21 protein-coding genes are annotated in these 20,774 nt (G+C 68.9%); 9 read left to right on the forward strand and 12 right to left on the reverse strand.

Features of this window, described 5'->3' with window-relative positions; all coding sequences use genetic code 11:
* The first annotated feature begins 2 nt into the window (after positions 1 to 2).
* From dhaL to ASF68_RS00770, 3 genes are read left to right on the forward strand one after another with little or no spacing between them, the layout of a single operon-like run.
* Positions 3 to 647, forward strand: coding sequence for a dihydroxyacetone kinase subunit DhaL (dhaL, locus tag ASF68_RS00760; RefSeq protein WP_056005503.1), 645 nt, complete (start codon positions 3 to 5; stop codon positions 645 to 647).
* Positions 644 to 1,351 (forward strand): dihydroxyacetone kinase phosphoryl donor subunit DhaM, encoded by a 708-nt coding sequence (dhaM, locus tag ASF68_RS00765; RefSeq protein ID WP_056005506.1) that lies wholly within the window; start codon positions 644 to 646, stop codon positions 1,349 to 1,351. Before dhaL ends, dhaM begins: the two co-directional genes overlap by 4 nt.
* 33 nt (positions 1,352 to 1,384) lie before the next feature.
* A complete protein-coding gene (locus ASF68_RS00770; protein WP_157579774.1) occupies positions 1,385 to 1,666 on the forward strand; it encodes a hypothetical protein in 282 nt (93 codons plus the stop codon).
* 22 nt (positions 1,667 to 1,688) lie between these two features.
* Here the strand turns inward: ASF68_RS00770 and ASF68_RS00775 are convergent, their stop codons facing one another.
* Both ASF68_RS00775 and ASF68_RS00780 read right to left on the reverse strand, forming a co-directional pair.
* Entirely contained in the window at positions 1,689 to 2,267 is a 579-nt protein-coding gene (locus ASF68_RS00775; protein WP_082498424.1) for a TetR/AcrR family transcriptional regulator, read from the reverse strand.
* Positions 2,268 to 2,544: 277 nt separating this feature from the next.
* Positions 2,545 to 4,917, reverse strand: a complete 2,373-nt coding sequence (locus ASF68_RS00780; protein WP_056005515.1) for an excinuclease ABC subunit UvrA — start codon at positions 4,915 to 4,917, stop codon at positions 2,545 to 2,547.
* Between the two features lie 170 nt (positions 4,918 to 5,087).
* On the opposite strand from ASF68_RS00780, the gene ASF68_RS00785 reads away from it, so the two are divergent.
* Complete coding sequence (locus ASF68_RS00785) at positions 5,088 to 5,681, forward strand: HdeD family acid-resistance protein (protein ID WP_056005518.1); 594 nt, start codon at positions 5,088 to 5,090, stop codon at positions 5,679 to 5,681.
* A 69-nt stretch (positions 5,682 to 5,750) separates the two neighbouring features.
* Here ASF68_RS00785 and ASF68_RS00790 read toward each other — a convergent pair whose 3' ends face one another.
* Positions 5,751 to 6,515 (reverse strand): SDR family oxidoreductase, encoded by a 765-nt coding sequence (locus ASF68_RS00790; protein ID WP_056005521.1) that lies wholly within the window; start codon positions 6,513 to 6,515, stop codon positions 5,751 to 5,753.
* Between the two features lie 195 nt (positions 6,516 to 6,710).
* Between ASF68_RS00790 and ASF68_RS00795 the strand changes: the two genes are divergently transcribed.
* The 4 genes from ASF68_RS00795 (at position 6,711) to ASF68_RS00810 (ending at position 9,518) form a co-directional block, all read left to right on the forward strand.
* Positions 6,711 to 7,208, forward strand: coding sequence for an NfeD family protein (locus ASF68_RS00795; protein WP_056005524.1), 498 nt, complete (start codon positions 6,711 to 6,713; stop codon positions 7,206 to 7,208).
* Positions 7,205 to 8,230 carry an SPFH domain-containing protein gene (locus tag ASF68_RS00800; protein WP_056005527.1) on the forward strand — a complete coding sequence of 342 codons (1,026 nt, stop codon included), beginning with the start codon at positions 7,205 to 7,207 and terminating at the stop codon, positions 8,228 to 8,230. Before ASF68_RS00795 ends, ASF68_RS00800 begins: the two co-directional genes overlap by 4 nt.
* 7 nt (positions 8,231 to 8,237) lie before the next feature.
* Positions 8,238 to 9,020, forward strand: coding sequence for a glycerophosphodiester phosphodiesterase family protein (locus ASF68_RS00805; protein WP_056005530.1), 783 nt, complete (start codon positions 8,238 to 8,240; stop codon positions 9,018 to 9,020).
* A 135-nt stretch (positions 9,021 to 9,155) separates the two neighbouring features.
* Positions 9,156 to 9,518 carry an RNA polymerase-binding protein RbpA gene (locus tag ASF68_RS00810; RefSeq protein WP_056005533.1) on the forward strand — a complete coding sequence of 121 codons (363 nt, stop codon included), beginning with the start codon at positions 9,156 to 9,158 and terminating at the stop codon, positions 9,516 to 9,518.
* A gap of 90 nt (positions 9,519 to 9,608) precedes the next feature.
* Here the strand turns inward: ASF68_RS00810 and lnt are convergent, their stop codons facing one another.
* The 9 genes from lnt to ASF68_RS00855 form a co-directional block, all read right to left on the reverse strand.
* Positions 9,609 to 11,168, reverse strand: a complete 1,560-nt coding sequence (gene lnt, locus ASF68_RS00815) for an apolipoprotein N-acyltransferase (protein ID WP_056005535.1) — start codon at positions 11,166 to 11,168, stop codon at positions 9,609 to 9,611.
* An 8-nt stretch (positions 11,169 to 11,176) separates the two neighbouring features.
* Positions 11,177 to 13,597 carry an RNA helicase gene (locus ASF68_RS00820; RefSeq protein WP_056005538.1) on the reverse strand — a complete coding sequence of 807 codons (2,421 nt, stop codon included), beginning with the start codon at positions 13,595 to 13,597 and terminating at the stop codon, positions 11,177 to 11,179.
* Positions 13,594 to 14,355 carry a twin-arginine translocase subunit TatC gene (gene tatC / locus ASF68_RS00825; protein ID WP_056011150.1) on the reverse strand — a complete coding sequence of 254 codons (762 nt, stop codon included), beginning with the start codon at positions 14,353 to 14,355 and terminating at the stop codon, positions 13,594 to 13,596. The genes ASF68_RS00820 and tatC overlap by 4 nt, the downstream gene beginning before the upstream one ends.
* A 138-nt stretch (positions 14,356 to 14,493) precedes the next feature.
* Positions 14,494 to 14,763 (reverse strand): Sec-independent protein translocase subunit TatA, encoded by a 270-nt coding sequence (gene tatA / locus ASF68_RS00830; RefSeq protein WP_056005540.1) that lies wholly within the window; start codon positions 14,761 to 14,763, stop codon positions 14,494 to 14,496.
* A gap of 81 nt (positions 14,764 to 14,844) precedes the next feature.
* Positions 14,845 to 15,855, reverse strand: coding sequence for a YafY family protein (locus ASF68_RS00835; protein ID WP_056005543.1), 1,011 nt, complete (start codon positions 15,853 to 15,855; stop codon positions 14,845 to 14,847).
* A complete protein-coding gene (locus ASF68_RS00840; protein ID WP_056005548.1) occupies positions 15,848 to 16,888 on the reverse strand; it encodes a YafY family protein in 1,041 nt (346 codons plus the stop codon). Before ASF68_RS00840 ends, ASF68_RS00835 begins: the two co-directional genes overlap by 8 nt.
* Positions 16,889 to 16,967: 79 nt before the next feature.
* Complete coding sequence (locus ASF68_RS00845) at positions 16,968 to 17,924, reverse strand: FKBP-type peptidyl-prolyl cis-trans isomerase (RefSeq protein WP_056005551.1); 957 nt, start codon at positions 17,922 to 17,924, stop codon at positions 16,968 to 16,970.
* A gap of 71 nt (positions 17,925 to 17,995) precedes the next feature.
* The gene (locus ASF68_RS00850) at positions 17,996 to 19,060 is read right to left on the reverse strand and encodes a tRNA (adenine-N1)-methyltransferase (RefSeq protein WP_056005554.1); all 1,065 of its coding nucleotides are present in this window, start codon (positions 19,058 to 19,060) and stop codon (positions 17,996 to 17,998) included.
* Positions 19,057 to 19,761, reverse strand: coding sequence for an HAD family phosphatase (locus tag ASF68_RS00855; RefSeq protein ID WP_056005557.1), 705 nt, complete (start codon positions 19,759 to 19,761; stop codon positions 19,057 to 19,059). Before ASF68_RS00855 ends, ASF68_RS00850 begins: the two co-directional genes overlap by 4 nt.
* Before the next feature lie 81 nt (positions 19,762 to 19,842).
* Between ASF68_RS00855 and ASF68_RS00860 the strand changes: the two genes are divergently transcribed.
* Positions 19,843 to 20,769 (forward strand): PAC2 family protein, encoded by a 927-nt coding sequence (locus ASF68_RS00860; RefSeq protein WP_056005560.1) that lies wholly within the window; start codon positions 19,843 to 19,845, stop codon positions 20,767 to 20,769.
* The last annotated feature ends 5 nt before the right edge of the window (positions 20,770 to 20,774 follow it).

Consider the following 20,774-nt stretch of genomic DNA (forward strand, 5'->3'; position numbering starts at 1 on the left):
GGATGGCACTGGATGGAGCCTGGGCGATCGCCTGGATGCGGGGGAGTGCTGCGGTGATCTCGGAGCGCCGCGTGGAGCTCATCACGCTCGACCGCGACATCGGCGACGGGGACCACGGTGAGAACCTCGACCGGGGGTTCTCTGCGGTCCTCGGGAAACTGGACGGGCAGCCGGCCGACGCGACGCCCTCGGACATCCTGAAGCTCGCGGCGACGACGCTCATCTCCACGGTCGGCGGCGCCAGCGGACCGCTGTACGGCACGGCACTGCTGAAAGCGTCGATCGCCGTGGCGGGGAAGGCCGAGTTGGATGCGGACGCCGTGGTCGCCTTGCTGACGGCGGCGCGCGACGGGATCGTGCTCCGAGGCAAGGCGACGACCGGCGACAAGACCATGGTCGACGCCTGGACACCGGCCGTCGACGCTGCCGCGGACGCCGCCGCCGCGGGGGAGACCCCGGGCGGCGTCCTCGCTGCCGCCGCTACGGCGGCCCAGGCCGGTGCCGTGTCGACCGAACCGCTCGTGGCGCGGAAGGGGCGCGCAAGCTACCTCGGTGAGCGTGCGATCGGCCATCGCGATCCCGGCGCGCAGTCGACCGCGTACCTGCTCGGTGCGGCGTCGGCGGCGGCATCGGGGGAGACTGCATGAGCGGCGGACCCGTCGGACTCGTCTTCGTCTCCCACAGCGCGCTGATCGCTGAGGGACTCGTCGACGTGGCCCGCCAGATGGCCCCAGACGCCGCTCTGGCAGCGGCCGGAGGCACCGACGACGGTGGGATCGGCACCAGCTTCGCGCTGGTCTCCGCCGGGATCACCGCCGTCGATGCCGGAGCCGGCGTCGTGGTCCTGTGCGACCTCGGCTCGGCGATCCTGACGGCCGAGACCGCGCTCGACTTCCTCGACGACGCTGTTCGCGCGCGAGTCCGCATCGTGGACGCCCCGCTCGTGGAGGGAGGCGTCGCCGCGGCCGTCGCCGCCCAGACCGGTCGGTCGCTCGACGAGGTCGTCGCTGCCGCCCGGTCCGCCGCCGGCCGACCGGACATGGACGCCCCGAGGACGGAGACCGGATCGGCGACGGCCGGGCCGACGGACATGCCCCACGCCGCAGCGACGGTGAGGCTGCGCAACAAGGACGGTCTCCATGCCAGACCCGCTGCAGAGTTCGTGCGGTCCGCCAGCAGGTTCGCGGCGAACGTCGTCGTGAACGGCAAGGACGCGAAGAGTCTGCTCGGGATCATGTCGCTCGGCCTCGTGAAGGGCGCCGAGGTGCATCTGCAGGCCGACGGGGTCGATGCCGAAGACGCCGTCCAGGCGCTCACGTCGCTCATCGAGTCCGGCTTCGGTGAGGCGTGAGGTCAGCTCCGTCGACGCCGGGCGGAGCACCTCGTGCGTGTCGACGCAACCGGGTGGGCGGTGGGGGAGCGGCGGCGTAGCATCACCCCCATGGATGAACAGACGAAGACGTCGGACACCGATGACCGCCCCTGCACGGTCTGCGGCCATCCGCTCGCCGAGCACACCTTCGATCGGTCCTCGGACCACGATCACTTCATGACCTGTCCGACGCAGGATCGACTGCCGGACCCGGCGGAGTCGTCCATCCCGGTCAACGAATTCGGGATGCCCCTGTGGGAAGAGGACCCGGACCGACAGGCTCCGCCCGCCTGACGACGCGTGGGGTCCTGCCGGGTCACCCCAGATCGAGGAGCGATCGGACGGCGACGCTCAGGCGGCCGGCGGGCCGCTGCTCGTCATCGTCGACGGCCTCGCCGTCGATGATCCATCGTGTCCATCGGGCCAGGCGCTCCGGTGGGACATCCGTGCGTGCGGCTCGGGTGCGCACCGCTTCGGTGATGTGCTCCAGGAGGAAGCGGTCGACGAGCTCCGCCTCCTCGACGAGGACGGCTCTCACCTCGGGGAGGTGTGCGGCACCGTGGACCGCTCGGGTGAATCCCGCCTGACGCTCGGCGTCGTGCTCGCGGTCGAGTGCCGTGAGGTAACTCGCAAGGGCCGGCTTCCCGCGGCCGGTGCGCGTGGCGCGGTGGAGGTGTTCCTCGGTCCACGCGGCACTGGCTCGGAGCAGGGTGAGCAGGATGTCGATCTTCGTCGGGAAATAGTGGAACAGGGTTCCGGAGGAGACACGAGCCGCTCGGCAGACGTCGGCCGTCGTGGTGCCTTCGAATCCCTGGGCGGCGAAGCACCGGTATGCCGCGGCGAGGATCACGGTCTGTCGTTCCGTGAAGCGCTGCTGGTCCACTACACGGGGCATGAGCGCCTTCCTGGTTCCTAGAGCGTGCGCTCTAGAGTGAACGCTCTAGGAATTCTAGCCTGGTGAATCAGGGATTACCGTCCGGAAACCGGCGTGGCGGTTCGGCGTACCCGTCCACGCGGACACCGCACGAGCCGGAGATGGGAGGAGGGCCCTGGATCACTGAGTTGACATAATGTGCATTATCAGCTCTCTACAGCCCGCCACGAGCGGGGTCGGATCAGCTCACCAGGTCACGGATCACCGAACCGGAAATCGCTTTGACGGTCAGCCTGCTTCAGGCGCCCACGTACCGCGCCAGATGTTCTGCAGTCAGGGTCGATCGCGCTTCGATGAGTGCTCCGGGCGTCCCGGCGAACACCAAGCGCCCGCCGTCGTGACCCGCGCCTGGCCCCAGATCGACGATCCAGTCCGCGTGAGCCATCACCGCCTGATGGTGCTCGATGACGATCACCGACTTGCCCGAGTCCACCAGGCGGTCGAGCAACCCGAGCAGCTGTTCCACGTCGGCGAGGTGCAGGCCCGTCGTCGGCTCGTCCAGGATGTAGACGTCGCCGGCGTCGGCCATCTGCGTCGCCAGCTTGAGCCGCTGGCGTTCACCGCCCGACAGGGTCGTCAACGGCTGGCCGAGGCTGAGGTACCCCAGTCCGACATCTGCGAGTCGTGCCAGGATCGCGTGTGCGGCGGGCGTCCGGGCCGGCCCCTCGGCGAAGAACGCCTCGGCCTCTGTCACGGACATGGCGAGCACGTCACTGATGTCCCGCTCCCCCAAGTGATATTCCAGAACGGAAGCGTCGAAGCGGCGGCCCTCGCACACCTCGCAGACGGCCGACACGCTCGCCATGACACCGAGATCGGTGAAGACGACACCGGCACCGTTGCAGTTCGGGCAGGCTCCGGCCGAGTTCGAGCTGAACAGCGCGGGCTTCACGCCGTTCGCCTTCGCGAACGCCTTGCGGATGGGTTCGAGCAGGCCGGTGTAGGTCGCCGGGTTGCTGCGACGCGAGCCGCGGATCGGGCTCTGGTCCACCGTCACGACGCCCGGACGTCCGGCGATCGAACCGTGGATGAGGGAGCTCTTCCCCGAGCCGGCGACGCCCGTGACGACCACCAGGACGCCCAGTGGTACGTCGACGTCGACGCCCTGGAGGTTGTGCCGAACTGCTCCGCGGACCTCGATGACCCCCGTCGGACGACGTACATCCGGCTTCAGTGCCGCCCGGTCGTCGAGGTGGCGTCCGGTGAGGGTGTCGCTGGCCCGCAGACCGTCGACCGTCCCCTCGAACATCACCTGTCCCCCGCTCCTGCCGGCTCCGGGGCCGAGGTCGACGACGTGGTCGGCGATCGTGATCGTCTCCGGTTTGTGTTCGACGACGAGGACGGTGTTGCCTTTGTCGCGGAGTCGCAGGAGGAGTTCGTTCATCCGCTGGATGTCGTGGGGGTGCAGTCCGACGGTCGGCTCGTCGAAGACATACGTCACATCGGTGAGTGACGATCCGAGATGGCGGATCATCTTGGTCCGCTGTGCTTCGCCACCCGAGAGGGTACCGGTGGCACGGTCGAGGGACAGGTACCCCAGCCCGATGGCGACGAAGGAGTCCAAGGTCTCCTGGAGGACCGTCAGCAGCGGTCGCACCGACGGCTCGTCGAGCCCCCGGATCCACGCCGCGAGGTCGCTGATCTGCATCGCGCACAGCTCCGCGATGTTCCGTCCGGCGATACGGGAGCTCCGTGCGCCCTCGCTCAGACGGGTCCCCTGGCACGTGGGACAGGTGGTGAAGGTGACGGCACGGTCCACGAAGGCGCGGATGTGTGGCTGCATCGCCTCACGATCCTTCGAGAGGAACGACTTCTGCACCTTCGGGATCAGACCCTCGTAGGTCATGTTGATGTCGCCGACCTTGACCTTCACAGGCTCCTTGTGGAGGAAGTCGTGGAGCTCGCGCTCCGTGTAGTCCTGGATGGGTTTGTCCGCGTCGAGGAAGCCGGAGCCGGTGAAGATGCGCACACCCCACCCGTCCGGTGTGTAGCCGGGGATGGTGAGCGCGCCCTCGTTGAGCGACTTCGTGGCGTCGTAGAGCTGGGAGCGGTCGATGTCGTTCACTGTGCCCATGCCCTCGCACTGCGGGCACATCCCGCCAGTGATCGAGAAGCTCCGCCGCTCCTTCGTGCTCTGTCCCCCACGCTCGATGGTCACCGCTCCGGCGCCGCTGATCGAGGCGACGTTGAAGGAGAACGCCTGCGGCGACCCGATGGCCGGGTCTCCGAGCCGACTGAAGAGGATGCGCAACATGGTGTTCGCGTCGGTCGCCGTGCCGACCGTCGACCGCGAGTTCGACCCCATCCGCTCCTGATCGACGATGATCGCCGTGGTGAGCCCTTCGAGCACGTCGACGTCCGGGCGTGCCTGCGACGGCATGAAGCCCTGGACGAAGGCGCTGTAGGTTTCGTTGATCATGCGCTGGGACTCGGCCGCGATCGTCCCGAACACGAGCGAGCTCTTCCCCGAGCCGGACACACCGGTGAAGACCGTCAGACGACGCTTCGGGAGCTCGACGTCGACGTTTCGGAGATTGTGCTCACGGGCGCCCTTGACCCGGATCACGTCGTGGGTGTCGGCGACCCGGGTGTCATGCGATGCGGCGTCCATGGCGATCAGCGTAGCCGCCGTGCTCGGTCGGCGTCCGACCGACGAAGGCGGCCGTCGAGGTGACTTCCGAGGTCATGCTGGGAAAACCCTGTACGGATGCGTCACACTGATGGCAGGCGGTCCGATCGCTCGGAGGCGCCACCGCACCGTCCACCTGTCAGGAGCCGACCATGACCGAACCGTCCGTGACCACCTACACCTTGAATGCGGCGAAACTCACCGCCGGGCAGATCTCCGGCGTCCGTTGGGCGTTCGCCGTCGGCGGTGTCCTCACCATCCTCCTCGGAGTCTTCCTGCTGCTCGCGCCGAAGGCGTCGCTCGTCGCCGTCGCCTGGATCTTCGCGATCTACTTCCTCATCGCCGGGATCGCCCGCATCGTTCGCGGCGTCCTCGCGCGGGAGCACGGTGGACTCTGGAGGGTCCTCACCATCGTGTTCGGCGTGCTGCTCCTCGCGGCAGGCGTCTACATCGTCATCGACCCGTTGCTCGGTATCGGCGCGCTCGTCTTCGTGATCGGCCTCTCCTGGATCGTCGAAGGCGTCGCCTCACTGTTCGACGCAGCACCGGACGTGTCGCGGTGGATCACGGTCCTCTACGGGGTGATCAGTGTCGTCGCCGGCGTGTTCGTGCTCGCGAACCCGCTCCTCGCCGCCTTCACGCTGCTGCTCGTCACCGCGTTCTTCCTCATCGCCGCCGGCGTCGTCGAGATCATCCAGGCGGTCACCTTCGGCAAGCAGGTGAAGCGGGCCGGTCTCGCCGGCTGAACCCGGCCGGAACACGCAGGACGCCCGGGCTCTCGTGAGCCCGGGCGTCCTGCGTGCGATGGGTGTCGACTATTCGGCGATGAAGTCGCTCGTGTCGCCGACGTACCGGGTGTGCTGCGCGGGGATCGGCTCCACCGCGGCTGCGGCGACCTCCGCAGCGAACTCGCCGACGTTGTAGAGACGTCCGGCCGACTCCTTGCGCGAGCTGATCGCACCAGGGTTCGCGCGTTCCAGCAGGGTCGCGGTGATGGTCCCCTCGATCATGTCGCCCGACACGACGACGAAGTCGACCCCGGCAGCGTCGAAGGTGTCCTGCTTGGCGCGGAGGGCGTCCTCACCGGCTCGCTTGGAGGTCGCGACGGGCACGTACTCGGGCATCGTCGGGGTGGTCCGGATGAAGTGCGCCTGGTGGCTCGTGACGAAGACGATCCGTGAGCCCGGGCGCAGCAGCGGCATGGCGTGCTCGACCACGCTCACCTGGGCGTCACGGTTGAGCTGCATGGCGTAGTCCTCGGCCATGCCGCTCTCCATGCCTCCGGAGGCGTTCAGGACCAGGACGTCGAGGTCGCCCAGCTCGGCTTTCGTCGTCGCGAACATCGCGGCGACCGAGGCCGGATCCGTGAGGTCGGCTCCGACGACGACCGCCTGCACACCGAGCGCCCGCACCTCGTCGGCGAGCTTGACGGCGCGCGCCTCCTTGTTGCGGTAGTTGATGACCACGTTCGCGCCGGCGCCGGCGAAGTATCGGATGGTGTCTGCGCCGATGCCGCGCGACGAGCCCGTCACGAGGACGTTCTTCCCGGCGAGGGATCCGGCGGCCAGAGGGTTCGTCACGGGAGGGCTCCTTCAGTTCTGGGGCCGCTTGTCGGCGGCTGGTTCCAGCCAACGACCCTACCAACAACCGGACGGACGGATCCGGTCGCGCGCACGGTCCACCTGATAGCGTTGCTGACGACCGGCGCACCGTCTCGCGCTCCCCCGGGTCACGAGGCGGCAGTCGCACGAGCCGATCCGGGAGGAATCCACATCATGGACGTCATCACCGAGTACGCCTGGATCGCCTGGCTGGTGGTGATCCTCGTGTTCGTCATCATCGAGATCCTTTCGCTGGAGTTCACCTTCCTGATGCTCGCGCTCGGAGGCGTCGTCGGGTTGCTCTCCGGCCTGGTCGGAGCCCCGTGGTGGTTGCAGCTGCTCATCGCCGCGGCCGCCGCCGTCCTCCTGCTCCTCGCCGTCAGGCCGCCCCTGCTCCGAGCGTTGCAACGCGGCGCGGACCCGGCCAGGAGCAACATCGACGCGCTGCTCGGCATGCCGGGGCTCGTCATGTCCACGGTCACCCCGCACGGCGGCCAGGTCAAGCTCGGCAACGGCGAGGTCTGGACCGCCCGCACCCCCCTGGACTCCCCCGCCTCCTCGCTGGAGCCAGGCACCCGCATCATCCTGTCCGTCGTCGACGGCGCCACCGCCGTCGTCATCCCCGTCCCAACCCACCCGACCCCGTCGGGCGAGCAGAAGGAGCAGTCGTGAACGACATCTCATCAGGAGCGATCATCGGCTGGGTGATCGCCGCCATCGTCGTCATCTTCGTGCTGGTGGTGCTGTTCCGCTCCATCCGCATCATCCCGCAGGCCAGTGCAGGCGTGGTCGAACGGCTCGGGAAGTACCACAAGACCCTCCTGCCGGGCTTGAACCTCCTCATCCCCTTCATCGACCGCCTGCGGCCGCTCATCGACCTCCGCGAGACCGTCGTGTCGTTCCCGCCCCAGCCGGTGATCACCGAGGACAACCTCGTCGTCTCGATCGACACGGTCGTCTACTTCCAGGTCACCGACGCTCGTGCGGCCACCTATGAGATCGCGAACTACCTGGGTGCCGTCGAGCAGCTCACGACGACGACCCTCAGGAACGTCGTCGGTGGCTTGAATCTCGAGGAGGCGCTCACCAGCCGAGACGAGATCAACAGCAAGCTCCGGATCGTCCTCGACGAGGCGACCGGCAAGTGGGGCATCCGCGTCGGCCGCGTCGAGCTCAAGGCGATCGATCCGCCGCTCTCGATCCAGGACTCGATGGAGAAGCAGATGCGCGCCGAGCGGGATCGCCGAGCGCTCATCCTGACCGCGGAGGGAACCAAGCAGTCCGCGATCCTGACCGCGGAGGGTGCCCGACAGGCGGAGATCCTCCGCGCCGAGGGTGACGCGCAGGCCGCCGTCCTGCGGGCGCAGGGTGAGGCCTCGGCCATCCAGACGGTCTTCAAGGCCATCCACGACGGCGACCCGGACGAGAAGCTCCTCGGGTACCAGTACCTGCAGATGCTCCCGAAGCTCGCCGAAGGTCAGGCCAACAAGCTCTGGGTGATCCCGAGTGAACTGACGGAAGCACTCAAGGGCATCGGCTCCGCGTTCGGACCCGGCAACACGCGCGACCCAGCGGCTGCCGCTCGGTCTGCTGCAGCCGCCGCCGCGGCGCCGCCGTTCACGCCGTCGTCGTCGTCGGCCCAGGCGTCGTCGGCCTCGGCGTCCACGCAAGTACCCGGCCACCCGGAGTCCTGAGCACACGGTGGCGGCATCGAGCCTCCCCTTCTTCCAGCCGGCCGGTCCTCGGGTGTTCGCGCACCGAGGGCTGGCCGGTCCTGGTGTTCCGGAGAACACGCTGTCCTCCTTCCGTCGGGCCCTCGCCACGGGCGCCGACGCTCTCGAGACCGACACGCACCGCACGCGCGACGGGCATGCGGTCCTCTTCCACGACGCGTCCTTGCGGCGGATCACCGGCGATCCGAGGCCGATCGCCGAGCTGGACCTGGCGGACCTCCAGCAGATCGACCTCGGCGGTGATCGTGTCCCGACGCTCCACGAGGCGCTCATGGCCTTCCCCGAAGCGCGCTTCAACCTGGACGTGAAGGATGCGGCTGCAGCACTGCCGGCTGCCGAGGCCATCCTCCGGGCCGACGCGCGCGATCGGGTCCTCGTCACCTCGTTCGACGAGGATCGGCGGTCGGCGGTGCTGGATGCGCTCGGCGGCGACGCCGGATCGGCGGACATCCCCACCTCGGCGTCGGCGGCGATCCTGCTCCGAGTGCTGCCGACCGTCGCCCTCCACCGCGGCGACGCGGCGCTCCGCCGGGCACTGGACGGTGTGCACGCCCTCCAGATCCCCGAGCGGTATCGCGGCGTCCCCCTCCTGACCAGACGACTCCTGCGCCGGATGCACGCCCTCGGCGTCGAAGTGCACGTCTGGACCGTCAACGACCCGGCCGACATGCGCCGCCTGCTCGATCTCGGTGTCGACGGTCTCGTCACCGACCGGTCCGACCTCGCCTTCGAGGTCCTGCGCTCGCGCTGAGCGACGTCCACCCGGAGCCGTCGCCATCCGCCAGCTGCGAGCTGGGCGTGACCTGGGAGCCGGGTGGGTGAACGGAACACTTTACCCAGCTTGTGGGTTTATAACTGTGCATGCCGAGCGAGAGGAGACCACACAATGGCAGATCGCAGTTTGCGCGGAATGCGCTTGGGCGCCCAGAGTCTACAAACGGAAGAGGGCGTCATATTCTCGGCGCGGAGCAACCACACCTACCGGTGCCAGAGTTGTGAGCGCGAGACCACGATGACGTTCGCCGCCGATGCGGAAGTCCCCGAGCTGTGGGAGTGCCGGCACTGCGGTGCCGAGGCTGTCTTGCTCGTCGACTCACAGCCGGTGGTCGTCGACCGCGGCGATGTGAAGATCCCGAGGAGCCACTGGGACATGTTGCTCGAACGTCGCTCGCGCGACGAGCTGGAGGAACTGCTCGAAGAGCGGCTGTCCTACCTCCGCGCGCGTCGCGGCCAGCAGAAGAGCGCGTAGCTCCGAGCCCATTCCAGGCCTCCCCTCGATCGGCTGATCCGACTTCGGATCGGCCGATCGTCATGTCCGGACGGGGTCGGGTGGTGTCCGTCACCGCCCTCGGCGCTGGACCCGGGCGGCGAAGCCGGCGAGCACCAGCGACGCGAGTCCCATGCCCCCGATGAACGCTTCGAATTGGCGGCCGAACGCCATCGACGGCGTCACGGTGTCGGCGAGCGGCACGTCCGACACCATGGAACCGGGCTGGAACGCCGGGATGCTGTCGATCGTCGCGCCGTCAGGGCCGATGATCTGACTCGTGCCCACGGTCGAGATGTTCACGACCGACCGTGCCGACTCGATCGCTCGCAGGCGGGCGATGGCCAGCTGCTGCTGGTTCTCGTCCGTCTGGCCGAAGTCCGCGTTGTTGGTCTGCGCGAACACGACGCGCGCCCCGCCCGCCACGGCGTCGCGGGTGAGCTGGTCGTCGGCGATGTCGAAGCAGATGCTGATGCCGGCGAGCACGCCGTCGATGTCGAAGACGTTGTCCTTCGTCCCCGGGGTGTACTCGCGCTGGATGAGACCGATGAGGTCGGGCGCGAACGGCTCCCAGAAGTCGCGGTCGGGGACGTACTCCCCGAAGGGCACCGGGTGCTTCTTGTCGTAGACGTCGCGGACACCGTCGCCCGCATCCCAGAGCAGCGACGAGTTGAAGTAGCGGTCGCCCCGCTCCGAGATCGCCCCGACGACGAACGGTGCGTCCATCCGGCGGCTCAGAGCGTCGAGTGCGGCTGCGGACTGCGGGACCCGCTGCGGATCGAGGTCGGCGCTGCCCTCCGGCCAGACCACCACGTCGACGTCCGCATCGATGACGCGCAGGGTCTCGTCGATCTGGGTCTGCATGACCGTCCCGGGGGCCGCCGCATCGAAGTACCCCGCGGGGCCGTTCCCCTGGATCGCCGCCACCCGGATGCTCCCGGTCGTGGTGGTGGGCCAGGCCGGCACGATGAGGACCGCGAGGACGGCGAGGACGGCGGTCCCGACCCTGGTGACGGCGGGGAGATCGGCCGTCGCGGCCAATTGGAGGGCCAACGCGACGAGGAGCACCATGAGGAACGACAGGCCCGAGAACCCCACCCAGGCCACGAGCGGTGCGAACGGGCTCTCCGACTGGCTGAGCGACATCCTCGCCCACGGGAACCCGCCGTACGGCCAGGTGCTCACGAGCGTCTCCCTCGCCGTCCAGAGGGCGGCAACGACGGCCGCCGTCAGCCAGACCCGCCCGGCGACACCGGGGAACGCCCGAGGGACCCAGCGGTAGGCGAGCGTCACCAGCACGGCCCCCGCTCCGAAGAACATCGCCTCCAGGGTCGACAATGCCGCCCACGGGACGGGGCCGAGGTACGCCGTCGCCCACTCGATGTGCACCAGGTAGAACGACTCCCCCGCCAGGAACCCGACGAGCAGGGCACCCCAGACGCTCCGACCCATGAGGGTCAGGAGGACGAGCGCGATGCCGACGAAGGTCAGCGGCCAGACACCGCGATCGGGGAATCCGCCGTCCAGGATGGGGCCGGCGGCGATGGCCACCACGACGGCCAGCCACAGGGGAAGCGGCGGGCGGCCGTCACCTGATGCGTCGATCGGGATGGGCCGCGCGCTCCGATGCATTCCAGCGATCACAGCGAGCTGTACGCGACGATGCCGCGCCGGATCGAATCGAGCGCCTGACGCGACGTGCGACCGACCGGCCCGTCGACGATACGCAGCTGGTCGAGCAGGTCGATGGTCTGCTTGCACCACCGAACGAAGTCGCCCGCGGCGAGCTCCGCCTCGATCAGCACCGTGTCGAGGTTGGCGCCCTTCGCCCACTGGTGCATGGCGAGGGAGAGCCCCGTGGAGATGGGGTTGCTGCCGGGGAGGCGGTGCTCGCGTTCGCTGTCGTCGAGCCGACTCCAGATGTCCTGTGTCCGTTCGAGCGCCGAGCGGAACGGTCCGCGAGGCAGGAAGCGCTCGGGCGTGTTCTGCTCTTCGCGTCGCGGCTCGTAGACGATCGCCGCGGCCATCGCCGCGAGCGATGCCGCGTCCAGCTCGTTCCAGGCACCCGTGCGCAGGCTCTCCGCGACGAGGAGGTCCCGCTCTCCGTAGATCCGCTTCAAGGTCCGTCCAGGTGCGGCGACGACGACCACCCCGTGCTCGTCGCGGGTGAGGTAGTCGTATTCGAGGAGTACGTCGACGACACGGTCGAACACCCGGGCGACGGCACCCGTGCGCGTCTGGATCTGCTGCCGGAGTTGGTCGGTCTGCTTCTTGAGCTTGAACCACCGCTCCGCCCAGCGCGCGTGATCCTCCCGATGCGGGCACACGTGGCAGGCGTGGGCGCGCATCCGCTTGCGGAGCTCGGCGAGCTTGCGCTGTCGTCGATCCTTTGCCGCCCGCGAACCGTTCGGTTCGCCCTTGCGTTCGAGATCGGTGAGTTCGCGTCTGATGCCGGCGTATTCGATGAAGTCACCGAGGTGACAGGACATCGACCGCTCGTATCCCGCGAGGGAGGACTCCTGCTCGCGCACCTTCCGGGCGATCCCCACGACGGCGCGGTCTGCCTGGAATTGTGCGAACGACGACTCGAGGATCTGGCGCGTCCGCTGCCGACCGAACTGGTCGATGAGGTTCACGGCCATGTTGTACGTGGGGCGGAAGCTGGAGTTGAGCGGGTAGGTGCGTCGTGAGGCGAGGGAGGCGACCGACTGCGGGTGCAGCCCCTCGGCCCATTGGATCACCGCATGGCCTTCGACGTCGATACCACGACGACCGGCTCGTCCGGTGATCTGCGTGTACTCCCCCGGCGTGATCGGCACTCTGGCCTCGCCGTTGAACTTCTCGAGCTTCTCGAGGACGACCGTCCGGGCCGGCATGTTGATGCCGAGTGCGAGGGTCTCCGTGGCGAAGACGACCTTCACGAGCTTGCGACGGAACAGTTCCTCGACGACCTCCTTGAACGCCGGCAGGAGGCCGGCGTGGTGGGCGGCGACGCCGCGCTCGAGGCCGTCGAGCCACTCCCAGTAGCCCAGGACGGCGAGGTCCTCATCGAGCAGGGTCCGGCATCGTTCGTCGACGATCTGACGGATCTCGTCGCGTTCGTGCGCCTCGGTCAAGCGGATGCCCGAGCGGAGGACCTGCTTCACCGCCTGGTCGCAACCGACACGGCTGAAGACGAAGAAGATGGCCGGGAGCAGATGGTGGTCGTCGAGCATCTGGACGAAGTGCCCGCGGTCGAGCTTCTCGGCACGGTGCGGGGCGCGACGCTGGTTGTACCGACTGATGTCCTTGTACTGGCGGCTGTTGGGTGCCCGTCCACCGAACTGGGCCATGCGCACGAGCTCCGGGTTCACCTGGTGGGTGTCGGCGAGGCTCGGCGCGGCGAACAGGTCGACGAGCTTGTTCCGCATCAGCACGTGCTGGGTCAGCGGCACCGGGCGCTCCTCGGACACGATCACCGCGGTGTCGCCACGGACCGCCTGGAGCCAGTCGCCGAACTCCTCCGCGTTCGAGACGGTGGCGCTCAACGACACCATGCGGACCGACTGCGGGAGGTGGATGATGACCTCTTCCCAGACCGCCCCGCGGAAGCGGTCCGCGAGGTAGTGGACCTCGTCCATGACGACGAAGGCGAGGTCGGTCAGGGCGTCGGAATCCGCGTACAGCATGTTGCGCAGGACCTCGGTGGTCATCACGACGATGCGGGCGTTCCCGTTGACGTTCGTGTCGCCCGTGAGGAGTCCGACGTGCTCCGAGCCGTACTCGGCGGTGAGCTCCTGGAACTTCTGATTGCTGAGTGCCTTCATCGGCGTGGTGTAGAAGACCTTGCCGCGCGCGCCGTGCATGGCGAGGGCGATGGCGAACTCGGCGACGATGGTCTTGCCTGCCCCCGTCGGCGCGGCGACGAGCACACTGCTCCCCTGCTCGATCCGTTCGCAGGCCTCGAGTTGGAACGCATCGAGGTCGAACCGCTGCCGTGCCCGGAACTCCTGGAGCCGTGGGGTCGCGTTCCGGACCGCCGCCGCCCGATACCGTTCGGCGGGGGAAGCGGCGTCAGTCATACGAGGCCCTTGCTGCCGAGTTCGGCGTCGATGCGCAGCTGCCGCTTGGCCGCGCGTCGGTCGTGCAGCCAGGCGACACCGTAGGCGGCGAAGTACAGGACGACCATCGGGATCGCGAGCACGAACATCGAGACGATGTCGGCCGCAGGGGTCGCGATCGCGGTGAAGAGCACGATGACGAGGATCGCCACGCGCCACGCCTTGATGATCGCGGCCGCCGAGAGGACGCCGACGAAGTTGAGGAGCACCAGGAACACCGGGAGGACGAACGCGACACCGACGGCGAGCACGAGCTTCAGGACAAAGTCGTAGTACGTCGTGGCGTCGAGGAAGTTGGCGGCGGCCGCGGGCGTGAACCCGAGCATGAGCTCGACGATGTGCGGGAGCACGAACCAGCCGGCGTAGCAGCCGGCGAGGAAGAGCGGCACGGCCGTGGCGAAGAAGCCGACGGCGTACTTGAGTTCCTTCCTCGTGAGACCGGGTACCAGGAAGGCCCAGATCTGGTACAGCCACACGGGGCTCGAAAGGACGACGCCCGTGGTCAGCGCGATCTTCATCCGGAGGTCGAACGCACTGGTGACGTTCGTGAAGTTCAAGAAGGCCTGACCGCGGTCGTCGGCGATGACGAGGATCGGTGCGCTCATCGCGTCGATGATCCACTCCGAGGCGATGAAGCCGGCGACCATGCCGACGATGATGCCGATGGCGGAGTAGAAGAGGCGCTTCCGCAGCTCGACGAGGTGCTCGCCCAGGGACATGCGCCCCTCGCGGTTCTGCTTCTTCGGGCGCCGTTCGGTCACCGCCATGGCTGGATCGTCCGTCGCTCGACAGCGGATTCGAGGCGCACTCGTCGGGTGCCAGGTACTGGCGTCATCGGGCTCGCTTGGTCCTCAGGGTTACGGCTTGACGGGCGGGTCGGTCGGCTTCTGCGGGGCCGTGGCGGCCGGAGTCGGCTCGACGGGCGTCGTGCCCGCCGGCGGGACCGGCGTCGTGGCGTCGCCCGCAGCGGGCTCGTCGTCGCGCATGCTCTTGACCTCGCTCTTGAAGATGCGCATGGACTGACCGACGCTTCGGGCGAGCCCGGGGAGCTTCGGTGCGCCGAACAGGAGCAGGACGATGAGGAGGATGATGACGAGGTGCCATCCGGTGAATGCGTTGCCGAACATAGTCTTCGTTCCTGATCTTCGAGGTCGAGGTTCCCCCACTCTACCCTGCATCGGCCCGTACACCGCCGGAAGTGTGCGCAGTCACTCCGCGGCGACGGCGGGGTACTGCGCGAGGCCGGCGGCAGCCCAGTCGGCGACGGCGTCCCGGGCGTCCGCCGGGGCCAACACCGTGATGAGTCCGGGATGGGCGGCGACGAGCCGCTTGAGGCCGTGGTGATGCGCGAGACGGAGTGTGGCGGTCACCTCGCCGTCGACCTCGTCGGCCCCCGCCGCGGTGTTCGCCGCGCCGTCGACGGCGACCACGTAGTCGTCGATGAGTGGGAGGACCGAACGTCGCACGAGCACGGTGACGTTGCGGTCGGAGTCGCTCGGCTCGAACAACGCCGTCGGGACGACGACCTCGGCCTCGCGGAACACGACCTCGGCCTCGCTCTGTCGGAGCTCCGTCATCCGATCCAGTCGGAAGCGTCGCGTCGCCTCTCTGAGGTGGCACCACCCGTACAGGTACCAGTCTTGATCCTGGGACTCGAGACGGAGCGGGTCGACGAGCCTCGCCTCGGTCGAACCACTCGCATCGACGTAGTCGAACGCCACGCTTCGCCCGGCCGCGAGTGCGGCGCGGATGATGCCGACGGCTCGTGCGGAGTACGACTCCGTGACGGCGAGCTGGCCGGGTGCCGACGATGCACCGCGCGCCAGCTTCGCCATCACCCCGCCGATGACGTCGCTGTCGACGAACTCCGGGAGCCGCTGCAAGGACTGGAGACCGGCGATGAGCGCCGACGCCTCTCGCGCTGAGAACCGAGGACTGTCGTCCAGGGCGACCCGGTGGGTGAGGACGATCTCGTCGTCCTCCTCGAAGCTGCCCCAGTCGATGTCGAAGAGATCGCCGGCGAGATACTGCCGGGTGTCGCCCGGCACACCCGACACGGTGAGGAGCTCGACCGCCTCGCGGATCTGGCGCGGCGAGAGGCCGAAGTGTCGGGCGGCCTCCTCGACCGTCACCCGCTCACGGTCGATGAGGTAGGGGACGAGCGACAGGAGGAAGATCAGTTTGTCTTGAGCGCGGGGTGCTGCCGGTCGCTTAGCCACGGGTGGGCTCCTTCGGCTCCGGTGCGTCATCGGTGTCGGTGTGTCGGGCGACGACGAGCCGGAGTCTCGCCGCGACGGCGTCCGCGAGAGCGGGCGGGTCGACGACGAGGACCTCGGGACCGAACCCGGCGAGTTCGTCGGCGAGGATGTGGTGGTCGAGGTAGGGGATCGTGAGTTCCGCGTGGTCGGCGTCGGCCACGCCGTATCGGTTGCCCAGACGTGCGGCGGCGTCGGTCCCCGGTCGGACGCGGACCACGGCGCGTTGTGAGGAGGAGACCCGCCGAAGCCCCTCGATGGCGTCGGCCGCGTGGTCGACACCGTCCGCCGGGAACGACTCACCCGTCGGCTTCACCGGTCCGACGATGCGCGACAGGAGGAACGTCCGCGGTTGGTCCACGGTTCGGTCGGTCGCGAACAGGTGCCATCGCCCCTCGTGCTGGACGAGCGCGAGAGGAGCCACGGTGCGCACGCGCGGGCGCTCCTCCCCCGGTTTCAGGTAGGGGAAGGCGACGACGGCGCGCCGTTCCAGCGCGGCGTCGAGCGGTTCGAACGAGGCCTCGCGTGTGCGCAGCCGCGGGGCGTACCCGATGATCGGTTCGTCCGGCTCGATGCCGAGCGACCGCAGTTTCGTCATGGCTCGCTGCGACTGACCGGAGAGCGAACCCTCGCGCCACACCGTCGCCGCGAGCGACAACAACGACAACTCCGCGGGAGTGAACCGGACGTCGGCGGGCAGCTCGTACGCACCCTTCGGGATCCGATAGCGCATCGACTGGTTGTTCCCGGGTTCGCCCGGCTGTTCGATCGTCTCGAGGGGGACGCCGAGCTCGCGGATGTTGTCCTTGTCGCGCTCGAACTGTCGCTCCAGGCTGGCGTTGCCACCGCCGCTCGAGTACTGCTGACGGTACCCCTGCACGGTCGACAGGATCTCGTTCTTCGTCAGGCCGGTCTGGGTGGCGAGGAGGGCGAGCACGAGGCTGAAGAGCCGCTCCTCGACCGGCACCGGCTTCGGGGACTCGCGGGCTGAGGACACCGGTCCAGTCTACCGACGGACGGCCCGCCTCCCCCCTGCGACGCGGGCGGGAGACGGGCCGTCTGGCTGTGAGCGGCGGTTACTGCGTCGGGCGCTGCGTCCCCAGCACGTCGATGACGAACACGAGCGTCGCCCCGCCCGGAATGGTCCCGGATCCCTGGTCGCCGTAGCCGTCCTTCGGTGCGACGACGAGGATGATCTGGGAACCGACCTTCGCGCCCACGACCGCGTCGTTGAACGCCTTGATCATCTGGCCGCCGTCGGCCTGGAAGACGAGGGGCTGCCCCTTCTCCCAGCTGCTGTCGAACACGCTCTTCTGGTCCCACAGGACGCCGGTGTAGTTGACCATGACCTGGTCGCCGGCCTTCACGGTGGCTCCGTCACCGACGCGCGACAGCGTCTGCTTCGTCTCGGTCGGCGCCGGCGCTGCGGGGATCGTGATCCCGGGTTGACCGCTCGGAGCCGTCACGACGGACGGGAAGCCCGAGGGGATCGGCCGCTCCGCGCCGTCCGCCTTGGGGAGCGCGGCACTGTGGATGTCGGCGACGAGGATGATCGTGTCGTCCTTCTTGAGGCCGATGGCCTCGTTGGCGCCGGCCGGGCCGAAGGCGTCCTTCGACGAGATGGCCGCGACCACGCGTGATCCCACCGTCGTGCAGGCGAGTGCTTTCGCGAACCCCGTGGGGTTCCCGGCCAGGGCGATCAGCGAGGCCCCCGGACCGGAGAAGTCGGTCTGCTGCAGTACCTCGCCGGTACGACCGTTGAGGAGCATCAGGTTCACGCCCACCGTGCCGTCGGCCTGGACCAGCGCACCGTCACCGGTGATCACGACGTCGCGCTCGGTGGTCTTCGTGTACAACGGCTTCGGCAGCTCGACCGACGGCGTCGCGCCGAAGTCGCCCGAGACCGTGATGAGCTTGGTGGCGTCGCCGGCGGACGCCCCCGTGTCGCAGGACGCCGAGCCAGGAGCGGTGCACCCGGTGAGGGAGACGAGCAGGAGACCTGCTGCGGCGATGAGAGCTGGTGCAGTACGCACGGATCCTCGTTTCGGTGGTACGGGTGGGACGGCAGGTCGCCGTCGCACAGTTTAGTCGACGCGGACGGCGGTCACCGCTCGTCGCCGTCGACCGGCTCGGCGGACTGCGGTCCGGCCGCGTCGTCCGGACCGCCGGCTCCGACATCGAGGCCTCGGGCACGGGACAGTTCGGCGCTCGCGCCGGCGCTCCTGGCGCGCTTCCGCAGGATCTTGGCACTCGCCGACCGCTCGCCGAGCGCTCCGGGCGTCCACAGCTCGACGTCCTCCGCGCTGAAGTCGCTCTTGGACGCCCGACGCTTGAGCTCGGGCAGGACCGTCCCCGGCGCGAGCTTGCGAGCGGTGATGAGGAATCCGGTGTGGCCGATCATGCGGTGGTCCGGCCGCACCGCCAGACCTTCGACGTGCCAACCGCGCATCATCGTCTCGTTCGACTGCGGGTTGGTGAACCCGCCGGTCCCGCGGATCGCCTCGGCGACACGGGACAGCTGGGTGACGGTCGCGACGTAGCAGAGGATGACGCCGCCGGGCTTGAGTGCCTCCCAAGCGACGTCGAGGCACTCCCAGGGTGCGAGCATGTCGAGCACCACGCGGTCGACGGACTCGGCCGGCATCGTCTCCGGCAGGGTCTCCTGGAGGTCGCCGACCGTGACCGACCAGTTCTGCGGGTCGTAGCCGAAGAAGGTCGCGACGTTGCCCCTGGCGACGTCGGCGAACTCGTCGCGCCGCTCGAACGACGCCAGACGGCCGGACGGTCCGATGGCGCGGAGGAGCCAGAGGGAGAGGGCGCCGGAACCGACGCCGGCCTCGACGACCGTGGCACCCGGGAAAATGTCGGCCTGACCGATGATCTCGGCGGCGTCCTTCGGATAGATGATGGCGGCCCCACGCGGCATGGACATGACGAAGTCCACGAGCAGCGGGCGGAGGGCGAGGTGTTCGATGCCCTCGGTGTTGGCGACGACGCTGCCGTCCGGCAGACCGATGATGTCCGTGTGCGCGATCATCCCGCGGTGGGTGTGGAAGACCTTGCCGGCCTCCAGGGTGATGGTGTTCCGCCGCCCCTTCGGTCCGGTGAGCTGGACACGGTCGCCTTCGCGGAACGGACCGCTGTTCGCCGGCTGGTGGTTGGCGCTCATCGCTGTACTGCCTCTGTCTCGGGGTGGTGGGTTGCGGTCGTCGCGTGCTCGCGGAGCTCGGCGAGGTCGGTGACCCTCCGCCCGGCGAGGGTGTCCCAGGTGGTGTGGTGCGGGCCTGCCGGGATCGGCACGATGTGCGGGACCGACACGGCGATCGTGCCGGCGGCGAGGGCGGAGGCGAGCCCCGTCGCCGAGTCCTCGATCGCGATGCACTCCGCGGGATCGACGCCGAGCGCGCGGGCGGCCCGCAGGTAGGCGTCGGGATGTGGTTTCGGGTGGTCCACCTCGTCGCCGGCCACGATCAGGTCGAACGCCTCGAACGGGATCCCGGCGGCGATGTCCTCGGCCATGGACCGGATCGACATCGTCACGAGCGCGGTCGGCACGCCGGCTTCCCGGAGCTCGCGGAGCAGCTCCTGCGCACCGGGACGGAACGGCACACCGCGTTCCTCGATGAGCCGCCGGACGTGATCGGTGAGGTGCGCGACGATCGTGTCGGCGTCCAGCGCCACGCCGCGACCCTGCAGGATGGCTGCGGAGTCCCACAGGCCGTTGCCCACGAGGAGCAGACCGTCCTCGTGGGTCCAGGTCCCGCCGTGGGCCGCGACCAGCTCGGTCTCGGCCTCCATCCAGTAGGGCTCGGTGTCGACGACGGTGCCGTCCATGTCCCAGAGGACTGCAGCGGGGAGGAGAGTGGTCACGGGGTGCCATGCTACCGGGTGGCGGAGCGCCTATCCTGGATGGATGGTCGCGGGAGGTCCCCGAGCATCGAGGAGTGAGACGTGACGGAACACACCAAGGAGCCACTGGGCGGTCGCCTACTCGTCGTGGCGTTCGAGGGCTGGAACGACGCCGGTGAGGCGGCCAGCGGGGCCGTGCGCGTCCTGCGGGATTCGCTGGCGCTCCGCCCCCTGCTCGAGATCGACCCCGAGCCCTATTACGACTACCAGTTCAATCGCCCGACCGTCGGCGTCGACGAGGACGGCAAGCGGTCGCTGACCTGGCCGGGGACGACGGTCTCCGGGCCGGACCCGGACGCGTCCCGGCCGGCGACCCCGCTGGCCGAGGACGCCGCACTCCGCGTCAGCGAAGGCGGTGGCGAGAACGTCTACGTCCTGCTCGGCGCCGAGCCGTCCCGCGGTTGGAAGGCGTTCGTGGACGAGATCCTGACGGTGATCGCCGAGGAGCGGATCACGACCATGGTCATGCTCGGCGCGATGCTCGCCGACGTCCCGCACACTCGGCCGATCTCGGTCTTCGCCTCGAGCGAGAACGCCGAGCTGCGCCAGGCCCTCCAGCTCGAACGGAGCACGTACGAGGGCCCCGTCGGGATCCTCAGCGTGCTCGCGGACGCCGCGGAGCGCCAGGGCGTCCAGAGCCTGTCGGTCTGGGCGTCGGTTCCCCACTACGTCCACAGTGCGCCGTCACCGAAGGCCGTCCTCGCCCTCATCGACAAGCTCGAGGAACTCATCGACGTCGTCATCCCGCGCGGAGCGCTCATCGAGGAGTCGGGCGAGTGGCAGAACGGGATCGACACGCTGGCCGCCGAGGACGAGGACATGGCCGCGTACATCCAGCAGTTGGAGCAGGCGCGGGACACGGTCGAGTCACCTGAGGCGAGCGGCGAGGCGATCGCGAAGGAGTTCGAACGCTACCTTCGTCGAGACGAAGGCAAGGGCGACGAACCCTGGCGCAAGGACCGCGACTAGCTCGC

This window comes from Plantibacter sp. Leaf314 (assembly GCF_001423185.1).
GTDB lineage: Bacteria > Actinomycetota > Actinomycetes > Actinomycetales > Microbacteriaceae > Plantibacter.